Origin of the sequence: Escherichia sp. E3659, assembly GCF_005781135.1 — a bacterium.
Taxonomy (GTDB): domain Bacteria; phylum Pseudomonadota; class Gammaproteobacteria; order Enterobacterales; family Enterobacteriaceae; genus Escherichia.
Map to the genome: position 1 here is coordinate 1 of NZ_VATQ01000064.1, position 21,099 is coordinate 21,099.

Genomic DNA, 21,099 nt, shown 5'->3' on the forward strand with positions numbered 1-21,099 from the left:
CTCAGCCCACATCCATGTGGGCTGCCCCGGCCTACAGGAAACGATTCGGCGATTTACAGCCGGACCCACACCCCCGCTGTGATGTCCATGTACCACAGACAACGCTTCATTGCTGAAGTTATAAGGCGTTACGCAGCATTGGGTAAAATGGCCGATACCATCACACCTCGTACTCCATCTCGCCATCCTTACGCAGCGGAATAATCTGCACCTTCTGCACACGATGGCTTTCCACCTGCAACGTTTTAAGCAAATAATCCCCCACCTGAACTTCTTCGCCAGGTTTTGGAATACGCTGCAAATATTCCATCAACAGCCCGGCAATGGTGTGATATTCACGTTTTTCATCCAGCGGCAGCGGCACATATTGCACCAGATCCTCCAGCGGCATATGACCATTCGCCGTCCAGGAACCGTCGGCATTCTTCTGAATATCATGGCGGGCGTCGATCTCTTCCACTTCGTTCGGCAAGTTACCGGCAATGGTTTCAGTGACGTCACTTAATGTCACAATCCCTTCCACCGAGCCAAACTCATCCACCACAAAAGCAAAGTGTGTGCGGGCATTACGGAACTGCTCCAGGGCAGGTAACAACGGCAAGGTTTCCGGGAACACCAGCGGCTGGCGAATCAACACCCGCAGGTTGAGCGGTTCGCCGCGCAGTGACTGTTGTAGCAGGTCGATAACGTGAACAACACCGAGCAAATCTTCTGCATCATCACCGTCGGTAACCACCAGCCGCGTATGCTGATTTCGCTCCAGCAACTGGCGGATCTCGTCTTCCGGCGCGTTGAGATCGATATGCTCAATATCGTGGCGCGACGTCATAATGCTGCTGACGGTACGCTGGTTAAGATTAAGTACCCGCTCAATCATCCGCCGTTCCTGCGGATTAAAGATCTGCTGGTTACCATGATCCACCAGCATGGACGCGGTTTCGGCGTCCAGTTCCGCATCTTCTTTTTGCCCGCTAAGCAGGCGCATTACCGCTTCGGTAGTCCGCTGGCGCAGCGTCTGGTTAGCGGAGAGAAAACGTCGCCGGTTAAAGATAGCCAACTGATTGAGCGCCTCGATCATCACCGAGAAACCAATGGCAGCGTACAGATAGCCCTTCGGAATAGCGAATCCGAAACCTTCCGCCACCAGGCTAAAGCCAATCATCAACAGGAAACTTAAGCAGAGTATGACGATGGTCGGATGGCTATTAACGAACTGGGTTAACGGTTTGCTGGCCATCAGCATCAGGCTGATAGCGATAACGACGGCGGCCATCATGACCAGTAAATGGTCGACCATCCCGACGGCGGTAATCACCGAGTCGAGTGAGAAGATGGCGTCCAGCACCACAATTTGCGTCACCACGCCCCAGAACTTCGCACCTTTGCGTTGTGTGGGATTATTGCTGTCTTTCCCTTCCAGCCGTTCGTTCAGCTCCATCGTGGCTTTGAACAACAGGAAGAAACCACCAAACAGCATGATTAAGTCGCGGGCGCTAAAGGTAAACGAGCGGAAGCTGAACAGCGGTTGAGTCAGGGTGACCAGCCAGGAGATTGACGCCAGCAGTAACAGGCGCATTAACATCGCCAGCAGCAGCCCGGTAACCCGTGCGCGGTCACGCTGCTTCGGCGGTAGTTTTTCGGCGAGGATGGCAATAAAGACCAGGTTATCAATGCCGAGGACCAGTTCGATCACAATCAGCGTGATTAACCCGGCCCAGATAGACGGATCGGCAATCCATTCCATAGTAAGTACAAAACCTATTCGTTGTATGACAAATGTCACAATTCGATCATGGATAAATCAGGGCAAAAATGCAATGTTGCAGCACTATTTATCTCATATTATTTGAGGGTAATAATCTCACATTATCCCTGAATTAAAAGTGGTAATAATAAAACATTATTTAAGAAATATCGCATGTGGAGACACTGTATTAAATATTGTCAACCTAAAGAAACTCCTAAAAACCATATTGAATGACACTTAATATAATTCTTAAAAATAGCCAATTGCCGAATTGTTACCTTGCCTGCTATTCCGTTAGCTGTAACACTTCCTCCTGCATTATTGGAGAGCCAATATTCAATTACCATAATGTCACCTTATATTCGGAAGTTAATTTCCGCAATAACCCTTTCTCATCAACGACTGTATGTTGAGAGGGTTTTAAAAATTAAGCTAAATCAGTGTATTGGTAGCTAAAAAGCCAGGGGCGGTAGCGTGTCTGGATGCCTGAAAGACCAGTCTGAATTATTCTGTCAATAGCCTGCGGATGAAATCAATTTTTTTAGGACTGATGCCAGTTAAATTTTTATTCAATTAACTGCAAGGTAAATGTGCATGGCGACATTGCTATTAATAGTGCACAGGATAATTACTCTGCCAAAGTGATAAATAAACAATGATGAAATCCAAAATGAAATTGATGCCATTATTGGTGTCAGTAACCTTGATAAGCGGTTGCACAGTACTTCCGGGCAGCAATATGTCGACGATGGGGAAAGACGTCATCAAACAGCAGGACGCTGATTTCGATCTCGACAAAATGGTGAATGTTTATCCGCTGACCCCGCGCCTGATTGACCAATTACGCCCACGCCCGAATGTAGCGCGCCCCAATATGACGCTGGAAAGTGAGATCGCGAATTACCAGTATCGCGTCGGGCCGGGCGACGTTCTTAATGTCACTGTCTGGGATCACCCGGAACTCACTACGCCAGCCGGTCAGTATCGCAGCTCCAGCGACACCGGTAACTGGGTACAGCCAGACGGCACCATGTTCTACCCGTATATCGGCAAGGTTCACGTGGTGGGAAAAACGCTCGCTGAAATCCGCAGTGATATTACCGGGCGCTTAGCGACGTACATCGCTGACCCGCAGGTGGACGTTAATATCGCCGCCTTCCGCTCGCAAAAAGCCTACATCTCCGGTCAGGTGAATAAATCCGGTCAACAGGCCATTACCAACGTGCCTCTGACCATTCTCGATGCCATCAACGCCGCAGGTGGCCTGACCGACACCGCTGACTGGCGCAACGTGGTGCTAACACACAATGGTCGTGAAGAACGTATTTCTTTACAGGCACTGATGCAAAACGGCGACCTCAACCAGAACCGACTGCTTTATCCCGGCGATATTCTCTACGTGCCGCGTAATGATGATCTGAAAGTATTTGTGATGGGTGAAGTGAAGAAACAGAGCACCCTGAAAATGGACTTTAGCGGCATGACCCTGACTGAAGCCCTGGGCAATGCTGAAGGCATCGACATGACCACCTCCAACGCCAGCGGCATCTTTGTCATTCGTCCGCTGAAAGGCGAGGGCGGGCGTAACGGCAAGATTGCCAATATCTACCAGCTGGATATGTCCGATGCCACGTCGCTGGTGATGGCGACAGAATTCCGCCTGCAACCTTATGACGTGGTGTATGTCACCACCGCACCGGTTTCCCGCTGGAACCGTCTGATCAATCAGTTGCTGCCAACTATTAGCGGTGTCCGTTACATGACGGATACAGCCAGCGACATTCATAACTGGTAATCGTCATGTTTAACAACATCTTAGTTGTCTGTGTCGGCAATATTTGCCGTTCCCCGACGGCGGAACGCTTACTGCAACGTTATCACCCGGAACTGAAAGTGGAGTCCGCTGGACTCGGCGCGCTGGTCGGTAAGGGCGCTGATCCTACCGCTATCAGCGTCGCCGCAGAACATCAACTGTCTCTGGAAGGCCACTGTGCACGACAAATCAGTCGCCGCCTGTGTCGCAACTATGACCTGATTTTGACCATGGAAAAGCGCCATATCGAACGCTTATGCGAGATGGCACCTGAGATGCGCGGCAAAGTGATGCTGTTTGGTCACTGGGATAACGAATGTGAAATCCCCGATCCGTATCGCAAAAGCCGGGAAACGTTTGCAGCGGTGTACACATTACTTGAACGGTCTGCCCGCCAGTGGGCGCAGGCATTGAACGCAGAGCAGGTATAAGAATGACAGAAAAAGTAAAACAACATGCCGCTCCGGTAACGGGCAGTGATGAAATCGATATTGGTCGCCTGGTCGGCACCGTCATTGAAGCGCGCTGGTGGGTGATTGGCATCACCGCCGTATTCGCCCTCTGTGCTGTGGTTTACACCTTCTTCGCCACGCCGATATACAGTGCCGACGCACTGGTACAAATCGAGCAAAGCAGCGGCAATTCGCTGGTGCAGGATATCGGCTCGGCATTAGCCAATAAACCGCCAGCATCGGACGCCGAGATCCAGTTGATTCGTTCGCGTCTGGTGCTTGGTAAAACGGTGGACGATCTCGACCTCGATATTGCGGTGAGCAAAAACACGTTCCCGATTTTCGGTGCGGGCTGGGATCGCCTGATGGGACGTCAGAACGAGACGGTGAAAGTGACCACCTTTAACCGCCCGAAAGAGATGGCGGATCAGGTGTTTACGCTTAATGTGCTGGATGACAAAAACTACACCCTGAGCAGTGATGGCGGCTTTAGCGCCCGTGGGCAAGCGGGCCAGATGCTGAAAAAAGAAGGCGTCACGCTGATGGTTGAAGCTATTCACGCCAGCCCGGGCAGTGAGTTTACCGTCACCAAATACTCCACGCTGGGGATGATCAATCAACTGCAAAACAGCCTGACGGTAACGGAGAACGGCAAAGACGCAGGCGTACTGAGCCTGACTTATACCGGTGAAGATCGCGAACAGATCCGCGACATTCTTAACAGCATCGCCCGTAACTATCAGGAACAAAATATTGAGCGCAAATCGGCGGAAGCGTCGAAAAGCCTCGCCTTCCTCGCGCAACAGTTACCAGAAGTACGCAGCCGCCTTGATGTCGCCGAAAACAAACTGAATGCCTTCCGTCAGGATAAAGATTCTGTTGATCTGCCGCTGGAAGCAAAAGCGGTGCTTGATTCAATGGTGAACATCGACGCGCAGCTGAACGAACTGACCTTTAAAGAGGCGGAAATCTCCAAGCTGTTCACCAAAGTTCATCCGGCGTACCGCACGCTGTTGGAGAAACGTCAGGCGCTGGAAGACGAAAAAGCCAAACTTAACGGTCGCGTAACGGCGATGCCGAAAACCCAGCAGGAGATTGTGCGCCTGACCCGCGATGTCGAGTCTGGTCAGCAGGTCTATATGCAACTGCTGAATAAAGAGCAGGAGCTGAAAATCACCGAAGCCAGCACCGTCGGCGATGTGCGCATTGTTGACCCGGCAATCACCCAGCCAGGTGTACTGAAACCGAAGAAAGGACTGATTATCCTCGGCGCGATTATCCTCGGCCTGATGCTCTCTATCGTGGGTGTGCTGCTGCGCTCGTTGTTTAATCGCGGCATCGAAAGCCCACAGGTGCTGGAAGAACACGGTATTAGCGTCTATGCCAGCATCCCGCTGTCGGAATGGCAAAAAGCGCGCGATAGCGTCAAAACCATCAAAGGGATTAAACGCTATAAACAGAGCCAGCTACTGGCGGTGGGGAATCCAACCGATCTGGCGATTGAAGCCATCCGTAGTCTGCGTACCAGTCTGCACTTCGCGATGATGCAGGCGCAGAACAATGTGTTGATGATGACCGGGGTTAGCCCGTCAATCGGTAAAACCTTTGTCTGCGCCAACCTGGCGGCGGTGATCAGCCAGACCAATAAACGCGTGTTGTTGATCGACTGCGATATGCGCAAAGGCTACACCCACGAGCTGTTGGGCACCAATAACGTCAATGGCCTGTCGGAAATTCTGATTGGTCAGGGCGATATTACTACCGCTGCTAAACCGACCTCTATTGCCAAATTTGACCTGATCCCGCGCGGTCAGGTGCCGCCAAATCCTTCTGAACTGTTAATGAGCGAACGCTTTGCCGAACTGGTGAACTGGGCGAGTAAAAACTATGACCTGGTGTTGATTGATACGCCGCCGATTCTGGCAGTGACCGATGCAGCAATTGTCGGGCGTCACGCTGGAACCACGTTAATGGTGGCGCGTTATGCGGTCAACACATTGAAAGAAGTGGAAACCAGTCTGAGCCGCTTTGAGCAAAACGGTATTCCGGTGAAAGGGGTGATTCTGAACTCCATCTTCCGCCGCGCCAGCGCGTATCAGGATTATGGCTATTACGAATACGAATATAAGTCGGATGCGAAATAACGACGCCTGTATTCGCACCGCCCCGTAGGCCGGATAAGGCGTCCACGCCGCATCCGGCAAGCAAACCAGCTCATAAGCCGGGAGAACAACCTATGAAAGACAATCCGCTGATTTCAATCTATATGCCGACCTGGAACCGCCAACAACTGGCGATTCGGGCGATAAAATCGGTCCTGCGCCAGGACTACAGCAACTGGGAGATGATCATCGTGGATGATTGCTCCACCTCCTGGGAACAACTGCAACAATACGTCACCGCCCTCAACGATCCGCGTATCACTTACATCCACAATGATATTAACAGCGGGGCGTGTGCGGTACGTAACCAGGCGATTATGCTGGCGCAAGGGGAATACATCACCGGGATCGATGATGATGATGAATGGACGCCCAACCGACTGAGCGTCTTCCTCGCCCATAAACAGCAACTGGTCACTCACGCCTTTTTGTACGCTAACGACTACGTTTGCCAGGGCGAAGTCTATTCCCAACCGGCAAGCTTGCCGCTGTATCCCAAATCGCCGTATTCACGCCGCCTGTTCTACAAACGCAATATCATCGGCAACCAGGTCTTTACCTGGGCATGGCGTTTCAAAGAGTGCTTGTTCGATACCGAACTGAAAGCAGCACAGGATTACGACATCTTCCTGCGAATGGTAGTGGAGTACGGCGAACCGTGGAAAGTGGAAGAGGCGACGCAGATCCTGCATATCAATCACGGCGAAATGCAGATCACCTCGTCACCGAAAAAATTCTCCGGATACTTCCACTTTTACCGCAAGCACAAAGACAAATTCGACCGTGCCAGCAAAAAATATCAGCTGTTTACCCTCTACCAGATCCGTAATAAACGTATGACCTGGCGCACCTTGTTGACGCTGCTGTCGGTGCGTAACGGCAAACGTCTGGCTGATGGTATTCGGGGGCGCTAAAGATGCTGGAAGATCTGCGCGCCAACAGCTGGAGTTTACGCCCGTGCTGCATGGTTCTTGCCTATCGCGTCGCTCATTTTTGTTCAGTGTGGCGCAAAAAGAACGTCCTCAACAATCTGTGGGCGGCCCCGCTGCTGGTGCTGTATCGCATTATCACCGAATGCTTTTTCGGTTATGAAATCCAGGCCGCCGCAACCATTGGTCGCCGTTTCACTATCCATCACGGTTACGCCGTAGTGATCAATAAAAACGTGGTAGCGGGGGATGATTTCACCATTCGCCACGGCGTCACTATCGGCAATCGTGGTGCCGATAACATGGCATGTCCACACATTGGCAACGGCGTCGAACTCGGTGCCAACGTCATAATTCTTGGTGATATCACGCTTGGTAACAACGTCACCGTGGGCGCGGGCAGCGTGGTGCTCGACTCTGTCCCGGATAACGCGCTGGTGGTGGGAGAAAAAGCGCGAGTGAAGGTAATTAAATGAATATTCTGCAATTTAATGTGCGACTGGCGGAAGGCGGGGCAGCAGGTGTGGCGTTAGATCTCCACCAGCGTGCGCTGCAACAGGGGCTGGCGTCACATTTTGTCTACGGCTACGGCAAAGGCGGCAAAGAGAGCGTCAGCCATCAGAATTATCCGCAGGTAATCAAGCATACGCCGCGGATGACCGCGATGGCGAACATTGCCCTGTTTCGTCTGTTTAATCGCGATCTGTTTGGCAATTTCAATGAGTTATATCGCACCATTACTCGCACACCGGGTCCGGTGGTCCTGCATTTTCATGTGCTGCACAGCTACTGGCTAAATCTTAAGAGCGTGGTGCGCTTTTGCGAAAAGGTGAAAAACCACAAACCGGATGTCACTCTGCTCTGGACGCTGCACGACCACTGGAGTGTAACCGGACGCTGCGCCTTTACCGACGGTTGCGAAGGCTGGAAAACGGGCTGCCAGAAATGCCCGACCTTAAATAACTATCCGCCGGTGAAGATTGATCGCGCGCACCAGCTGGTGGCGGGCAAACGCCAGTTATTCCGTGAGATGCTGGCGCTGGGCTGTCAGTTTATTTCCCCCAGCCAGCATGTGGCTGACGCTTTCAATAGCCTGTACGGGCCAGGGCGTTGCCGGATTATCAATAACGGCATTGATATGGCAACCGAAGCGATTCTGGCGGATCTGCCTCCGGTGCGCGAAACCCAGGGCAAGCCGAAAATCGCGGTGGTAGCGCATGACCTGCGTTACGACGGCAAAACTAACCAGCAACTGGTACGCGAGATGATGGCGCTGGGCGACAAAATCGAACTGCATACCTTCGGTAAGTTCTCGCCGTTCACCGCTGGCAACGTGATTAATCACGGCTTTGAAACTGACAAGCGCAAGTTGATGAGCGCGCTCAATCAGATGGATGCGCTGGTGTTCAGTTCTCGCGTCGATAACTACCCGCTGATTTTGTGTGAGGCGTTATCAATTGGCGTGCCGGTGATTGCCACCCATAGCGATGCGGCGCGGGAAGTGCTGCAAAAATCCGGCGGTAAAACCGTCAGCGAAGAAGACGTGCTGAAACTGGTGCAGTTAAGCAAACCGGAAATCGCGCAGGCGATATTTGGTACCACGCTGGCTGAGTTCAGCCAACGCAGCCGCGCCGCCTACAGTGGACAACAGATGCTGGAGGAGTATGTCAACTTCTATCAGAATCTGTAGCTACCTGCTGCTGCCGCTGATCTACCTGCTGGTTAACGTCAAAATCGCCCAGCTTGGCGAAAGTTTCCCCATCACCATCGTCACTTTTTTACCTGTCTTGTTACTGCTGTTTTTAGAGCGCATCAGCGTTAAAAAATTGATGATTGCCTTGGGGATTGGCGCGGGGCTCACGGCGTTCAACTATCTGTTTGGTCAGTCCTTGGATGCCGGTAAATACGTCACTTCAACTATGCTGTTTGTCTATATTGTGATCATTATTGGCATGGTGTGGAGTATTCGTTATAAAACAATTTCGCCACACAACCATCGCAAGATATTACGTTTCTTTTATCTGGTGGTCGGGCTGGTGGTGGCGCTGGCGGCGGTGGAGATGGCGCAAATTATCCTCACCGGTGGCAGCAGTATTATGGAGTCGATTTCGAAATATCTGATTTACAGCAACAGCTATGTGCTGAATTTCATTAAATTCGGCGGTAAGCGTACGACAGCACTTTATTTCGAACCGGCATTTTTCGCTCTGGCATTAATCTCAATTTGGCTCAGCATCAAACAGTTTGGTATCAAAACGCCTAAAACAGATGCTATGATTCTCGCAGGAATAATATTATCCGGATCGTTTTCAGGGGTTATGACCTTTATCCTGTTTTATTTGCTGGAGTGGGCATTTCAATATCTGAATAAAGAGGCGATTAAGAAAAAGTTACCGTTAGCATTGATTTCTCTGGCTGTATTCCTGGTTGGTGTGGTAATCGCGTTTCCTTATATTTCCACCCGTCTGGGCGATTTAGGTACAGAAGGATCGTCATCGTATTATCGTATTGTCGGTCCGCTGGTGATGGTCGGTTATTCTTTGACCCATATTGACGGTGTAGTCAGATTTGGCTCACTTTATGAATATGTCGCATCATTCGGAATATTTAACGGTGCGGATGTCGGAAAAACCATAGACAATGGTTTGTATCTGCTGATTATTTATTTTTCCTGGTTCGCGGTGTTTTTATCGCTGTGGTACATGGGGAAAGTGATAAAAATGATGATCAACGCTTTTGGTGATAACCGCAATTTTCGCGTGCAATTATATCTTTTTACTCCGGTATCGCTGTTTTTTACCGGTTCGATATTTAGCCCGGAATATGCATTTTTAATCGTCTGTCCGTTTATTTTGCGAAAAGCGTTAAATATTACGAGGTAAGAATAAGAACATGTTGCTTAGCATAATCACTGTCGCGTTTCGTAATCTTGAAGGGATTGCTAAAACCTATGCCTCGCTGGCGCATCTGTCGCGGGCGGACGATATCAGCTTCGAATGGATTGTTGTCGATGGCGGTTCCAACGACGGCACCCGTGAGTACCTGGAAAATCTCAATGGTATCTATAACCTACGCTTTGTCAGCGAGCCAGATAACGGTATCTACGACGCCATGAACAAAGGCATTGCGATGGCACAAGGCAAGTTCGCGTTGTTTCTCAATTCGGGCGATATTTTTCATCAGGATGCCGCAAATTTTGTCCGTAAGTTAAAAATGCAAAAAGATAACGTGATGATCACCGGCGATGCGCTGCTGGATTTTGGCGATGGGCATAAAATTAAACGTAGCGCCAAACCGGGTTGGTATATTTATCACAGCCTGCCCGCCAGCCATCAGGCGATATTTTTCCCGGTATCCGGCTTGAAAAAATGGCGTTATGACCTGGAATATAAAGTTTCTTCCGATTACGCGCTGGCAGCCAAAATGTATAAAGCCGGTTATGCATTTAAAAAACTCAATGGCCTGGTGTCTGAATTTTCTATGGGTGGGGTATCAACCACCAATAATATGGAATTGTGTGCTGACGCCAAAAAAGTCCAACGGCAGATATTACATGTGCCTGGCTTCTGGGCAGAATTATCCTGGCATTTACGCCAACGTACTACCTCAAAGACGAAAGCCTTATATAACAAAAGCTGAATATAAGAGAAAACGATGCAAGATTTAAGCGGTTTCTCGGTACCGAAAGGGTTCCGGGGCGGCAACGCTATTAAAGTGCAATTATGGTGGGCAGTACAGTCAACAATATTTGCCTGGTCGCCACAAGTATTGTATCGCTGGCGGGCTTTTTTATTACGTTTATTCGGCGCAAAAATAGGAAAAAACGTAGTTATTCGTCCGTCAGTAAAAATTACCTATCCGTGGAAATTGACCTTAGGTGATTACGCGTGGGTCGGCGATGACGTCAATTTATATACCCTCGGTGAAATAACCATTGGCGCACATTCGGTGATATCGCAAAAAAGTTATTTATGCACCGGGAGCCACGACCATGCAAGTCAACATTTCACCATTAACGCCACGCCTATTGTGATTGGCGAGAAATGCTGGCTGGCGACAGATGTTTTTGTTGCCCCTGGCGTCACGATCGGCGACGGCGCCGTCGTGGGTGCGCGAAGCAGTGTTTTTAAATCGCTTCCGGCAAATGTGGTTTGCCGGGGGAATCCCGCAGTGGTGATACGCGAACGCGTTGAAACTGAATAAATTCAAAAAATACAGAGGAATAAGACATGTCAAAAGTCGCTCTCATCACCGGTGTAACCGGACAAGACGGTTCTTACCTGGCAGAACTGCTGCTGGAAAAAGGTTACGAGGTGCATGGTATTAAGCGTCGTGCATCGTCATTCAACACCGAGCGCGTGGATCACATTTATCAGGATCCGCACACCTGCAACCCGAAATTCCATCTGCATTATGGCGACCTGAGTGATACCTCCAACCTGACGCGTATTTTGCGTGAAGTGCAGCCGGATGAAGTGTACAACCTGGGCGCAATGAGCCACGTTGCGGTTTCATTTGAGTCACCGGAATATACCGCAGACGTCGATGCGATGGGTACGCTGCGCCTGCTGGAGGCGATCCGCTTCCTCGGTCTGGAAAAGAAAACCCGTTTTTATCAGGCTTCCACCTCTGAACTGTACGGTCTGGTGCAGGAAATTCCGCAGAAAGAAACCACGCCGTTCTACCCACGCTCTCCGTATGCGGTCGCCAAACTGTACGCCTACTGGATCACCGTTAACTACCGCGAATCCTACGGCATGTACGCTTGTAACGGTATTCTCTTCAACCATGAATCCCCGCGCCGCGGCGAAACCTTCGTTACCCGCAAAATCACCCGCGCAATCGCCAACATCGCCCAGGGGCTGGAGTCTTGCCTGTACCTCGGCAATATGGATTCCCTGCGCGACTGGGGCCATGCCAAAGACTACGTAAAAATGCAGTGGATGATGCTGCAACAGGAACAACCGGAAGATTTCGTTATCGCTACCGGCGTTCAGTACTCCGTGCGTCAGTTCGTGGAAATGGCGGCAGCACAGCTGGGCATCAAACTGCGCTTTGAAGGCACGGGCGTTGAAGAGAAGGGCATTGTGGTTTCCGTCACCGGACATGACGCACCAGGCGTTAAACCGGGCGATGTGATTATCGCCGTTGACCCGCGTTACTTCCGTCCGGCTGAAGTTGAAACGCTGCTCGGCGACCCGACTAAAGCGCATGAAAAACTGGGCTGGAAACCGGAAATCACCCTCAGAGAGATGGTGTCTGAAATGGTGGCTAATGACCTCGAAGCGGCGAAAAAACACTCTCTGCTGAAATCTCACGGCTACGACGTGGCGATCGCGCTGGAGTCATAAGCATGAGTAAACAACGCATTTTTATCGCTGGCCATCGCGGGATGGTCGGTTCCGCCATCAGGCGACAGCTCGAACAGCGCGGTGATGTGGAACTGGTATTACGCACCCGCGACGAGCTGAACCTGCTGGACAGCCGCGCGGTGCATGATTTCTTTGCCAGCGAAAGCATTGACCAGGTCTATCTGGCGGCGGCGAAAGTGGGCGGCATTGTCGCCAACAACACCTATCCGGCGGATTTCATCTACCAGAACATGATGATTGAGAGCAACATCATTCACGCCGCGCATCAGAACGACGTGAACAAACTGCTGTTTCTTGGATCGTCCTGCATCTACCCGAAACTGGCAAAACAGCCGATGGCAGAAAGCGAGTTGTTGCAGGGCACGCTGGAGCCGACCAACGAGCCTTACGCCATTGCCAAAATCGCCGGGATCAAACTGTGCGAATCTTACAACCGCCAGTACGGACGCGATTACCGCTCAGTTATGCCGACCAACCTGTACGGGCCACACGACAACTTCCATCCGAGTAATTCGCATGTGATCCCTGCATTGCTGCGTCGCTTCCACGAGGCGACGGCACAGAATGCGCCGGACGTGGTGGTATGGGGCAGCGGTACACCGATGCGTGAATTTCTGCACGTCGATGATATGGCGGCGGCAAGCATTCATGTCATGGAGCTGGCGCATGAAGTCTGGCTGGAGAACACCCAGCCGATGCTGTCGCACATTAACGTCGGCACGGGCGTTGACTGCACTATCCGCGAGCTGGCGCAAACCATCGCCAAAGTGGTGGGTTACAAAGGTCGGGTGGTTTTTGATGCCAGCAAACCGGATGGCACGCCGCGCAAACTGCTGGATGTGACGCGCCTGCATCAGCTTGGCTGGTATCACGAAATCTCACTGGAAGCGGGGCTTGCCAGCACTTACCAGTGGTTCCTTGAGAATCAAGACCGCTTTCGGGGGTAATGATGTTTTTACGTCAGGAAGACTTTGCCACGGTAGTGCGCTCCACTCCGCTTGTCTCTCTCGACTTTATTGTCGAGAACAGTCGCGGCGAGTTTCTGCTTGGCAAAAGAACCAACCGCCCGGCGCAGGGTTACTGGTTTGTGCCGGGAGGGCGCGTGCAGAAAGACGAAACGCTGGAAGCCGCATTTGAGCGGCTGACGATGGCGGAACTGGGGCTGCGTCTGCCGATAACAGCAGGCCAGTTTTACGGTGTCTGGCAGCACTTTTATGACGATAACTTCTCCGGCACGGATTTCACCACTCACTATGTGGTGCTCGGTTTTCGCTTCAGAGTAGCGGAAGAAGAGCTGTTACTGCCGGATGAGCAGCATGACGATTACCGCTGGCTGACGCCGGACGCACTGCTCGCCAGTGACAATGTTCACGCTAACAGCCGCGCCTATTTTCTCGCTGAGAAGCGTGCCGGAGTACCCGGATTATGAAAATACTGGTCTACGGCATTAACTACTCGCCGGAGTTAACCGGCATCGGCAAATACACCGGCGAGATGGTGGAATGGCTGGCGGCACAAGGTCATGAGGTGCGGGTCATTACCGCACCGCCTTACTACCCGCAGTGGCAGGTGGGCGAGAACTATTCCGCCTGGCGGTACAAACGAGAAGAGGGAGCCGCTACGGTGTGGCGCTGCCCGCTGTACGTGCCAAAACAGCCGAGCACCCTGAAACGCCTGTTGCATCTCGGCAGTTTTGCCGTCAGCAGTTTCTTTCCGCTGATGGCGCAACGTCGCTGGAAGCCGGATCGCATTATTGGCGTGGTGCCAACGCTGTTTTGCACGCCGGGAATGCGCCTTCTGGCGAAGCTCTCTGGTGCGCGTACCGTGCTGCATATTCAGGATTACGAAGTGGACGCCATGCTGGGGCTGGGCCTTGCCGGAAAAGGTAAAGGCGGCAAAGTGGCACAGCTGGCAACGGCGTTCGAACGTAGCGGACTGCATAACGTCGATAACGTCTCCACGATTTCGCGTTCGATGATGAATAAAGCCATCGAAAAAGGCGTGGCGGCGGAAAACGTCATCTTCTTCCCCAACTGGTCAGAAATTACCCGTTTTCAACATGTTGCAGACGCCGATGTTGACGCCCTTCGTAACCAGCTTGGCCTGCCGGATAACAAAAAAATCATTCTTTACTCCGGCAATATTGGTGAAAAGCAGGGACTGGAAAACGTTATTGAAGCTGCCGATCGCCTGCGTGATGAACCGCTGATTTTTGCCATTGTCGGGCAGGGCGGCGGCAAAGCGCGGCTGGAAAAAATGGCGCAGCAGCGTGGACTGCGCAACATGCAATTTTTCCCGCTGCAATCGTATGACGCTTTACCCGCACTGCTGAAGATGGGGAATTGCCATCTGGTGGTGCAAAAACGTGGCGCGGCAGATGCCGTATTGCCGTCGAAACTGACCAATATTCTGGCAGTAGGCGGTAATGCGGTGATTACCGCGGAAGCCCACACAGAACTGGGGCAGCTTTGCGAAACCTTTCCGGGCATTGCGGTTTGCGTTGAACCGGAATCGGTCGAGGCGCTGGTGGCGGGGATTCGTCAGGCGCTCCTGCTGCCCAAACACAACACGGTGGCACGTGAATATGCCGAACGCACGCTCGATAAAGAGAACGTGTTACGTCAATTTATAAATGATATTCGGGGATAATTATGGCGCAGTCGAAACTCTATCCAGTTGTGATGGCAGGTGGCTCCGGTAGCCGCTTATGGCCGCTTTCCCGCGTACTTTATCCTAAGCAGTTTTTATGCCTGAAAGGCGATCTCACCATGCTGCAAACCACCATCTGCCGCCTGAACGGCGTGGAGTGCGAAAGCCCGGTGGTGATTTGCAATGAGCAGCACCGCTTTATTGTCGCGGAACAGCTGCGCCAACTGAACAAACTCACCGAGAACATTATTCTCGAACCGGCAGGGCGTAACACTGCACCTGCCATTGCGCTGGCGGCGCTGGCGGCAAAACGTCATAGCCCAGAGAGCGACCCGTTAATGCTGGTATTGGCGGCGGATCATGTGATTGCCGATGAAGACGCGTTCCGCGCCGCCGTGCGTAATGCTATGCCGTATGCCGAAGCAGGTAAGCTGGTGACCTTCGGCATTGTGCCGGATCTACCAGAAACCGGTTATGGCTATATTCGTCGCGGTGAAGTGTCTGCGGGCGAGCAGGATACGGTGGCCTTTGAAGTGGCGCAGTTTGTCGAAAAACCGAATCTGGAAACCGCGCAGGCCTATGTGGCAAGCGGCGAATATTACTGGAACAGCGGCATGTTCCTGTTCCGCGCCGGACGCTATCTCGCAGAACTGAAAAAATATCGCCCGGACATCCTCGACGCCTGTGAAAAAGCGATGAGCGCCGTCGATCCGGATCTCGATTTTATTCGTGTGGATGAAGAAGCGTTTCTGGCCTGCCCGGAAGAGTCGGTGGATTACGCGGTCATGGAACGTACGGCAGATGCCGTTGTGGTGCCGATGGATGCGGGCTGGAGCGATGTCGGTTCCTGGTCTTCATTATGGGAGATCAGCGCCCACACCGCCGAGGGCAACGTATGCCACGGCGATGTGATTAATCACAAAACTGAAAACAGCTATGTGTACGCCGAATCTGGCCTGGTCACCACCGTCGGGGTGAAAGATTTGGTGGTGGTGCAGACCAAAGATGCGGTGCTGATTGCCGACCGTAACGCGGTGCAGGATGTGAAAAAAGTGGTCGAGCAGATCAAAGCCGATGGTCGCCATGAGCATCGGGTGCATCGCGAAGTGTATCGCCCGTGGGGCAAATATGACTCTATCGACGCAGGCGACCGCTACCAGGTGAAACGCATCACCGTGAAACCGGGCGAAGGCTTGTCGGTACAGATGCATCATCACCGCGCGGAACACTGGGTGGTGGTCGCGGGAACGGCAAAAGTCACCATTGACGGTGATATCAAACTACTTGGTGAAAACGAGTCCATTTATATTCCGCTGGGGGCGACGCACTGCCTGGAAAACCCGGGGAAAATTCCGCTCGATTTAATTGAAGTGCGCTCCGGCTCTTATCTCGAAGAGGATGATGTGGTGCGCTTCGCGGATCGCTACGGACGGGTGTAAACGTCGCATCAGGCGCTGGCTGTCGGATGCGGCGTGAACGCCTTATCCGACCTACGGTTCGGGTTTGTAGGCCTGATAAGACGCGGCAGCGTCGCATCAGGCAATGAATGCGAAGCCGCGATGTAAATAACGACAAAAACAAAATTGGCCGTTTCGGTCAGGGCCAACTATTGCCTGAAAAAGGGTAACGACATGAAAAAATTAACCTGCTTTAAAGCCTATGATATTCGCGGGAAATTAGGCGAAGAACTGAATGAAGATATTGCCTGGCGCATTGGGCGTGCCTATGGCGAATTTCTCAAACCGAAAACCATTGTGTTAGGTGGTGATGTCCGCCTCACCAGCGAAACCTTAAAACTGGCGCTGGCAAAAGGTTTACAGGATGCGGGCGTCGACGTGCTGGATATTGGCATGTCCGGCACCGAAGAGATCTATTTCGCCACGTTCCATCTCGGCGTGGATGGCGGCATTGAAGTTACCGCCAGCCATAATCCGATGGATTACAACGGCATGAAACTGGTGCGCGAAGGGGCTCGCCCGATCAGCGGCGATACCGGACTGCGCGATGTCCAGCGTCTGGCAGAAGCCAACGACTTCCCTCCCGTCGATGAAACCAAACGTGGTCGCTATCAGCGAATCAACCTGCGTGACACTTACGTTGATCACCTGTTCGGTTATATCAACGTCAAAAACCTCACGCCGCTCAAGCTGGTGATTAACTCCGGGAGCGGCGCAGCGGGTCCGGTGGTGGACGCCATTGAAGCCTGCTTTAAGACCCTCGGCGCACCGGTGGAATTCATCAAAGTACACAACACGCCGGACGGCAATTTCCCCAACGGTATTCCTAACCCGCTACTGCCAGAATGCCGCGACGACACCCGCAATGCGGTCATCAAACACGGCGCGGATATGGGCATTGCCTTTGACGGTGATTTTGATCGCTGCTTCCTGTTTGACGAAAAAGGGCAGTTTATCGAGGGCTACTACATTGTCGGCCTGTTGGCAGAAGCATTCCTCGAAAAAAATCCCGGCGCGAAGATCATCCACGATCCGCGTCTCTCCTGGAACACCGTTGATGTGGTGACTGCCGCAGGCGGCACGCCGGTGATGTCGAAAACCGGACACGCCTTTATTAAAGAACGTATGCGCAAGGAAGACGCCATCTACGGTGGCGAAATGAGCGCCCACCATTACTTCCGTGATTTCGCTTACTGCGACAGCGGCATGATCCCGTGGCTGCTGGTAGCCGAACTGGTGTGCCTGAAAGGGAAAACGCTGGGCGAACTGGTGCGCGACCGGATGGCGGCGTTTCCGGCAAGCGGTGAGATCAACAGCAAACTGGCGCAACCCGTTGAGGCGATTAACCGCGTCGAACAGCATTTTAGCCGTGAGGCGCTGGCGGTGGATCGCACCGATGGCATCAGCATGACCTTTGCCGACTGGCGCTTTAACCTGCGCTCTTCCAACACCGAACCGGTCGTACGCCTGAATGTGGAATCGCGCGGTGATGTGCCGCTGATGGAAGCGCGAACGCGAACTCTGCTGACGTTGCTGAACGAGTAATGTCGGATCTTCCCTTACCCCATTGCGGGTAAGGGGCTAATAACAGGAACAACGATGACAAATCTAAAAAAGCGCGAGCGAGCGAAAACCAATGCATCGTTAATCTCTATGGTGCAACGCTTTTCAGATATCACCATCATGTTTGCCGGGCTATGGCTGGTTTGCGAAGTCAGCGGACTGTCATTCCTCTACATGCACCTGTTGGTGGCGCTGATTACGCTGGTGGTGTTCCAGATGCTGGGCGGCATCACCGATTTTTATCGCTCATGGCGCGGTGTTCGGGCAGCGACAGAATTTGCCCTGCTGCTACAAAACTGGACGTTAAGCGTGATTTTCAGCGCCGGACTGGTGGCGTTCAATAATGATTTCGACACGCAACTGAAAATCTGGCTGGCGTGGTATGCGCTGACCAGTATCGGACTGGTGGTTTGCCGTTCGTGTATTCGCATTGGAGCGGGCTGGCTGCGTAATCATGGCTATAACAAGCGCATGGTCGCGGTGGCGGGGGATTTAGCCGCCGGACAAATGCTGATGGAGAGCTTCCGTAATCAGCCGTGGTTAGGGTTTGAAGTGGTGGGCGTATACCACGACCCAAAACCGGGCGGCGTTTCTAACGACTGGGCGGGCAATCTGCAACAGCTGGTCGAGGATGCGAAAGCGGGCAAGATTCATAACGTCTATATCGCGATGCAGATGTGCGACGGCGCGCGAGTGAAAAAACTGGTCCATCAACTGGCGGACACCACCTGTTCGGTGCTGCTGATCCCCGACGTCTTTACCTTCAACATTCTCCATTCACGCCTCGAAGAGATGAACGGCGTTCCGGTGGTGCCGCTGTATGACACGCCGCTTTCCGGGGTTAACCGCCTGCTAAAACGTGCGGAAGACATTGTGCTGGCGACGCTTATTCTGCTGCTGATCTCCCCTGTGCTGTGCTGCATTGCGCTGGCGGTGAAACTGAGCTCACCGGGGCCGGTTATTTTCCGCCAGACTCGCTACGGCATGGATGGCAAACCGATCAAAGTGTGGAAGTTCCGTTCGATGAAAGTGATGGAGAACGACAAAGTGGTGACTCAGGCGACGCAGAACGATCCGCGCGTCACTAAAGTGGGGAGCTTTCTGCGCCGCACCTCGCTGGATGAATTGCCGCAGTTTATCAATGTGCTGACCGGGGGGATGTCGATTGTCGGTCCACGTCCGCACGCGGTGGCGCATAACGAACAGTATCGCCAGCTCATTGAAGGCTACATGCTGCGCCATAAGGTGAAACCAGGCATTACTGGCTGGGCGCAGATTAATGGCTGGCGCGGCGAAACCGACACGCTGGAGAAAATGGAAAAACGCGTCGAGTTCGACCTTGAGTACATCCGCGAATGGAGCGTCTGGTTCGATATCAAAATCGTTTTCCTGACGGTGTTCAAAGGATTCGTTAACAAAGCGGCATATTGATATGAGCTTACGTGAAAAAACCATCAGCGGCGCGAAGTGGTCGGCGATTGCCACGGTAATCATCATCGGCCTCGGGCTGGTGCAGATGACCGTGCTGGCGCGGATTATCGACAACCACCAGTTCGGCCTGCTGACTGTGTCGCTGGTGATTATCGCGCTGGCAGATACGCTTTCTGACTTCGGTATCGCTAATTCGATTATTCAGCGGAAAGAAATCAGTCACCTTGAACTCACCACGCTGTACTGGCTGAACGTTGGGCTGGGGCTTGTGGTGTGTGTGGCGGTGTTTTTGTTGAGTGATGCCATTGGTGACGTGCTGAATAACCCGGACCTGGCACCGTTGATTAAAACATTGTCGCTGGCGTTTGTGGTGATCCCCCACGGGCAACAGTTTCGCGCGTTGATGCAGAAGGAGCTGGAGTTCAACAAAATCGGCATGATCGAAACCAGCGCGGTGCTGGCGGGCTTCACTTTTACGGTGGTTAGCGCCCATTTCTGGCCGCTGGCGATGACCGCGATCCTCGGTTATCTGGTCAATAGTGCGGTGAGAACGCTACTGTTTGGCTACTTTGGCCGCAAAATTTATCGCCCCGGTCTGCATTTCTCGCTGGCGTCGGTGGCACCGAACTTACGTTTTGGTGCCTGGCTGACGGCGGACAGCATCATCAACTATCTCAACACCAACCTTTCAACGCTGGTGCTGGCGCGTATTCTCGGCGCGGGCGTGGCAGGGGGATACAACCTGGCATACAACGTGGCCGTTGTGCCGCCGATGAAGCTGAACCCGATCATCACCCGCGTGTTGTTTCCAGCGTTTGCCAAAATTCAGGACGACACCGAAAAGCTACGTATTAACTTCTATAAGCTGCTGTCGGTGGTGGGGATTATCAACTTTCCGGCGCTGCTGGGGCTGATGGTGGTGTCGAATAACTTTGTACCGCTGGTCTTTGGTGAAAAGTGGAACAGCATTATTCCGGTGCTGCAATTGCTGTGTATTGTGGGTCTGCTGCGCTCAGTGGGTAACCCGATTGGTTCGCTGCTGATGGCGAAAGCACGGGTGGACATCAGCTTTAAATTCAACGTATTCAAAACCTTTCTGTTTATTCCGGCGATTGTTATTGGTGGGCAGATGGCGGGCGCAATCGGGGTCACGCTTGGCTTCCTGCTGGTGCAGATTATCAACACCATTTTGAGTTATTTCGTGATGATTAAACCGGTTCTTGGTTCCAGTTATCGCCAGTACATCCTCAGTTTGTGGCTGCCGTTTTATCTCTCGCTGCCGACGCTGGTGGTTAGTTATGCGCTGGGCATTGTGCTGAAAGGGCAACTGGCGCTGGGGATGCTGCTGGCGGTGCAAATAGCCGCGGGCGTGCTGGCGTTTGTGGTGATGATTGTGCTGTCGCGCCATCCGCTGGTGGTGGAAGTGAAGCGTCAGTTTTGTCGCAGCGAAAAAATGAAAATGCTTTTACGGGCGGGGTGAGTTGTTGTTTTCGGTTTCGGCAATGGTTGCCGGATGCGGCGTGA

General features: G+C 52.5%; 19 protein-coding genes. 17 read left to right on the top strand and 2 right to left on the bottom strand.

The genetic code is table 11. The features are described 5' to 3' along the window. Positions 1-160: 160 nt before the first annotated feature. A complete protein-coding gene (locus FEK47_RS24630; RefSeq protein WP_135405205.1) occupies positions 161-1,744 on the bottom strand; it encodes a TerC family protein in 1,584 nt (527 codons plus the stop codon). A 200-nt stretch (positions 1,745-1,944) separates the two neighbouring features. Further along, the gene (locus FEK47_RS25180) at positions 1,945-2,094 is read right to left on the bottom strand and encodes a hypothetical protein (protein ID WP_162829205.1); all 150 of its coding nucleotides are present in this window, start codon (positions 2,092-2,094) and stop codon (positions 1,945-1,947) included. A 308-nt stretch (positions 2,095-2,402) separates the two neighbouring features. Between FEK47_RS25180 and wza the strand changes: the two genes are divergently transcribed. From wza to wzxC, 17 genes are all read left to right on the top strand, one after another. Further along, positions 2,403-3,542 carry a polysaccharide export protein Wza gene (gene wza / locus FEK47_RS24635; RefSeq protein ID WP_000978094.1) on the top strand — a complete coding sequence of 380 codons (1,140 nt, stop codon included), beginning with the start codon at positions 2,403-2,405 and terminating at the stop codon, positions 3,540-3,542. Positions 3,543-3,547: 5 nt separating this feature from the next. Then, a complete protein-coding gene (gene wzb, locus FEK47_RS24640; protein WP_000482901.1) occupies positions 3,548-3,991 on the top strand; it encodes a low molecular weight protein-tyrosine-phosphatase Wzb in 444 nt (147 codons plus the stop codon). 2 nt (positions 3,992-3,993) lie between these two features. Further along, a complete protein-coding gene (wzc, locus tag FEK47_RS24645; protein WP_135486321.1) occupies positions 3,994-6,156 on the top strand; it encodes a tyrosine-protein kinase Wzc in 2,163 nt (720 codons plus the stop codon). A 92-nt stretch (positions 6,157-6,248) separates the two neighbouring features. Further along, entirely contained in the window at positions 6,249-7,088 is an 840-nt protein-coding gene (gene wcaA, locus FEK47_RS24650; protein WP_000654503.1) for a colanic acid biosynthesis glycosyltransferase WcaA, read from the top strand. A gap of 2 nt (positions 7,089-7,090) precedes the next feature. After that, the gene (gene wcaB, locus FEK47_RS24655) at positions 7,091-7,579 is read left to right on the top strand and encodes a colanic acid biosynthesis acetyltransferase WcaB (protein ID WP_000888740.1); all 489 of its coding nucleotides are present in this window, start codon (positions 7,091-7,093) and stop codon (positions 7,577-7,579) included. Continuing rightward, positions 7,576-8,793, top strand: coding sequence for a colanic acid biosynthesis glycosyltransferase WcaC (gene wcaC, locus FEK47_RS24660; RefSeq protein WP_135486322.1), 1,218 nt, complete (start codon positions 7,576-7,578; stop codon positions 8,791-8,793). Before wcaB ends, wcaC begins: the two co-directional genes overlap by 4 nt. Then, positions 8,768-9,985 (top strand): colanic acid polymerase WcaD, encoded by a 1,218-nt coding sequence (wcaD, locus tag FEK47_RS24665; protein ID WP_135486323.1) that lies wholly within the window; start codon positions 8,768-8,770, stop codon positions 9,983-9,985. Before wcaC ends, wcaD begins: the two co-directional genes overlap by 26 nt. A 10-nt stretch (positions 9,986-9,995) precedes the next feature. After that, entirely contained in the window at positions 9,996-10,742 is a 747-nt protein-coding gene (gene wcaE, locus FEK47_RS24670) for a colanic acid biosynthesis glycosyltransferase WcaE (RefSeq protein ID WP_135486324.1), read from the top strand. 15 nt (positions 10,743-10,757) lie between these two features. Next, positions 10,758-11,306, top strand: a complete 549-nt coding sequence (gene wcaF / locus FEK47_RS24675; protein ID WP_135486325.1) for a colanic acid biosynthesis acetyltransferase WcaF — start codon at positions 10,758-10,760, stop codon at positions 11,304-11,306. Between the two features lie 26 nt (positions 11,307-11,332). Beyond that, the gene (gene gmd / locus FEK47_RS24680; RefSeq protein WP_000048207.1) at positions 11,333-12,454 is read left to right on the top strand and encodes a GDP-mannose 4,6-dehydratase; all 1,122 of its coding nucleotides are present in this window, start codon (positions 11,333-11,335) and stop codon (positions 12,452-12,454) included. Between the two features lie 2 nt (positions 12,455-12,456). Beyond that, on the top strand, positions 12,457-13,422 hold the full coding sequence (gene fcl, locus FEK47_RS24685; RefSeq protein WP_000043615.1) for a GDP-L-fucose synthase: 966 nt from the start codon (positions 12,457-12,459) through the stop codon (positions 13,420-13,422). 2 nt (positions 13,423-13,424) lie between these two features. Continuing rightward, positions 13,425-13,904 (top strand): GDP-mannose mannosyl hydrolase, encoded by a 480-nt coding sequence (gene gmm / locus FEK47_RS24690; protein ID WP_000479836.1) that lies wholly within the window; start codon positions 13,425-13,427, stop codon positions 13,902-13,904. Then, a complete protein-coding gene (gene wcaI / locus FEK47_RS24695) occupies positions 13,901-15,124 on the top strand; it encodes a colanic acid biosynthesis fucosyltransferase WcaI (RefSeq protein WP_135486326.1) in 1,224 nt (407 codons plus the stop codon). The genes gmm and wcaI overlap by 4 nt, the downstream gene beginning before the upstream one ends. Before the next feature lie 2 nt (positions 15,125-15,126). Continuing rightward, positions 15,127-16,563 carry a mannose-1-phosphate guanyltransferase gene (gene cpsB, locus FEK47_RS24700; protein WP_135486327.1) on the top strand — a complete coding sequence of 479 codons (1,437 nt, stop codon included), beginning with the start codon at positions 15,127-15,129 and terminating at the stop codon, positions 16,561-16,563. Between the two features lie 192 nt (positions 16,564-16,755). Further along, the gene (gene cpsG, locus FEK47_RS24705; RefSeq protein WP_135486328.1) at positions 16,756-18,126 is read left to right on the top strand and encodes a colanic acid biosynthesis phosphomannomutase CpsG; all 1,371 of its coding nucleotides are present in this window, start codon (positions 16,756-16,758) and stop codon (positions 18,124-18,126) included. Between the two features lie 54 nt (positions 18,127-18,180). Continuing rightward, positions 18,181-19,575, top strand: coding sequence for an undecaprenyl-phosphate glucose phosphotransferase (gene wcaJ / locus FEK47_RS24710; protein ID WP_138183443.1), 1,395 nt, complete (start codon positions 18,181-18,183; stop codon positions 19,573-19,575). A gap of 1 nt (position 19,576) precedes the next feature. After that, the gene (wzxC, locus tag FEK47_RS24715) at positions 19,577-21,055 is read left to right on the top strand and encodes a colanic acid undecaprenyl disphosphate flippase WzxC (RefSeq protein ID WP_001547445.1); all 1,479 of its coding nucleotides are present in this window, start codon (positions 19,577-19,579) and stop codon (positions 21,053-21,055) included. Positions 21,056-21,099 lie beyond the last annotated feature (44 nt).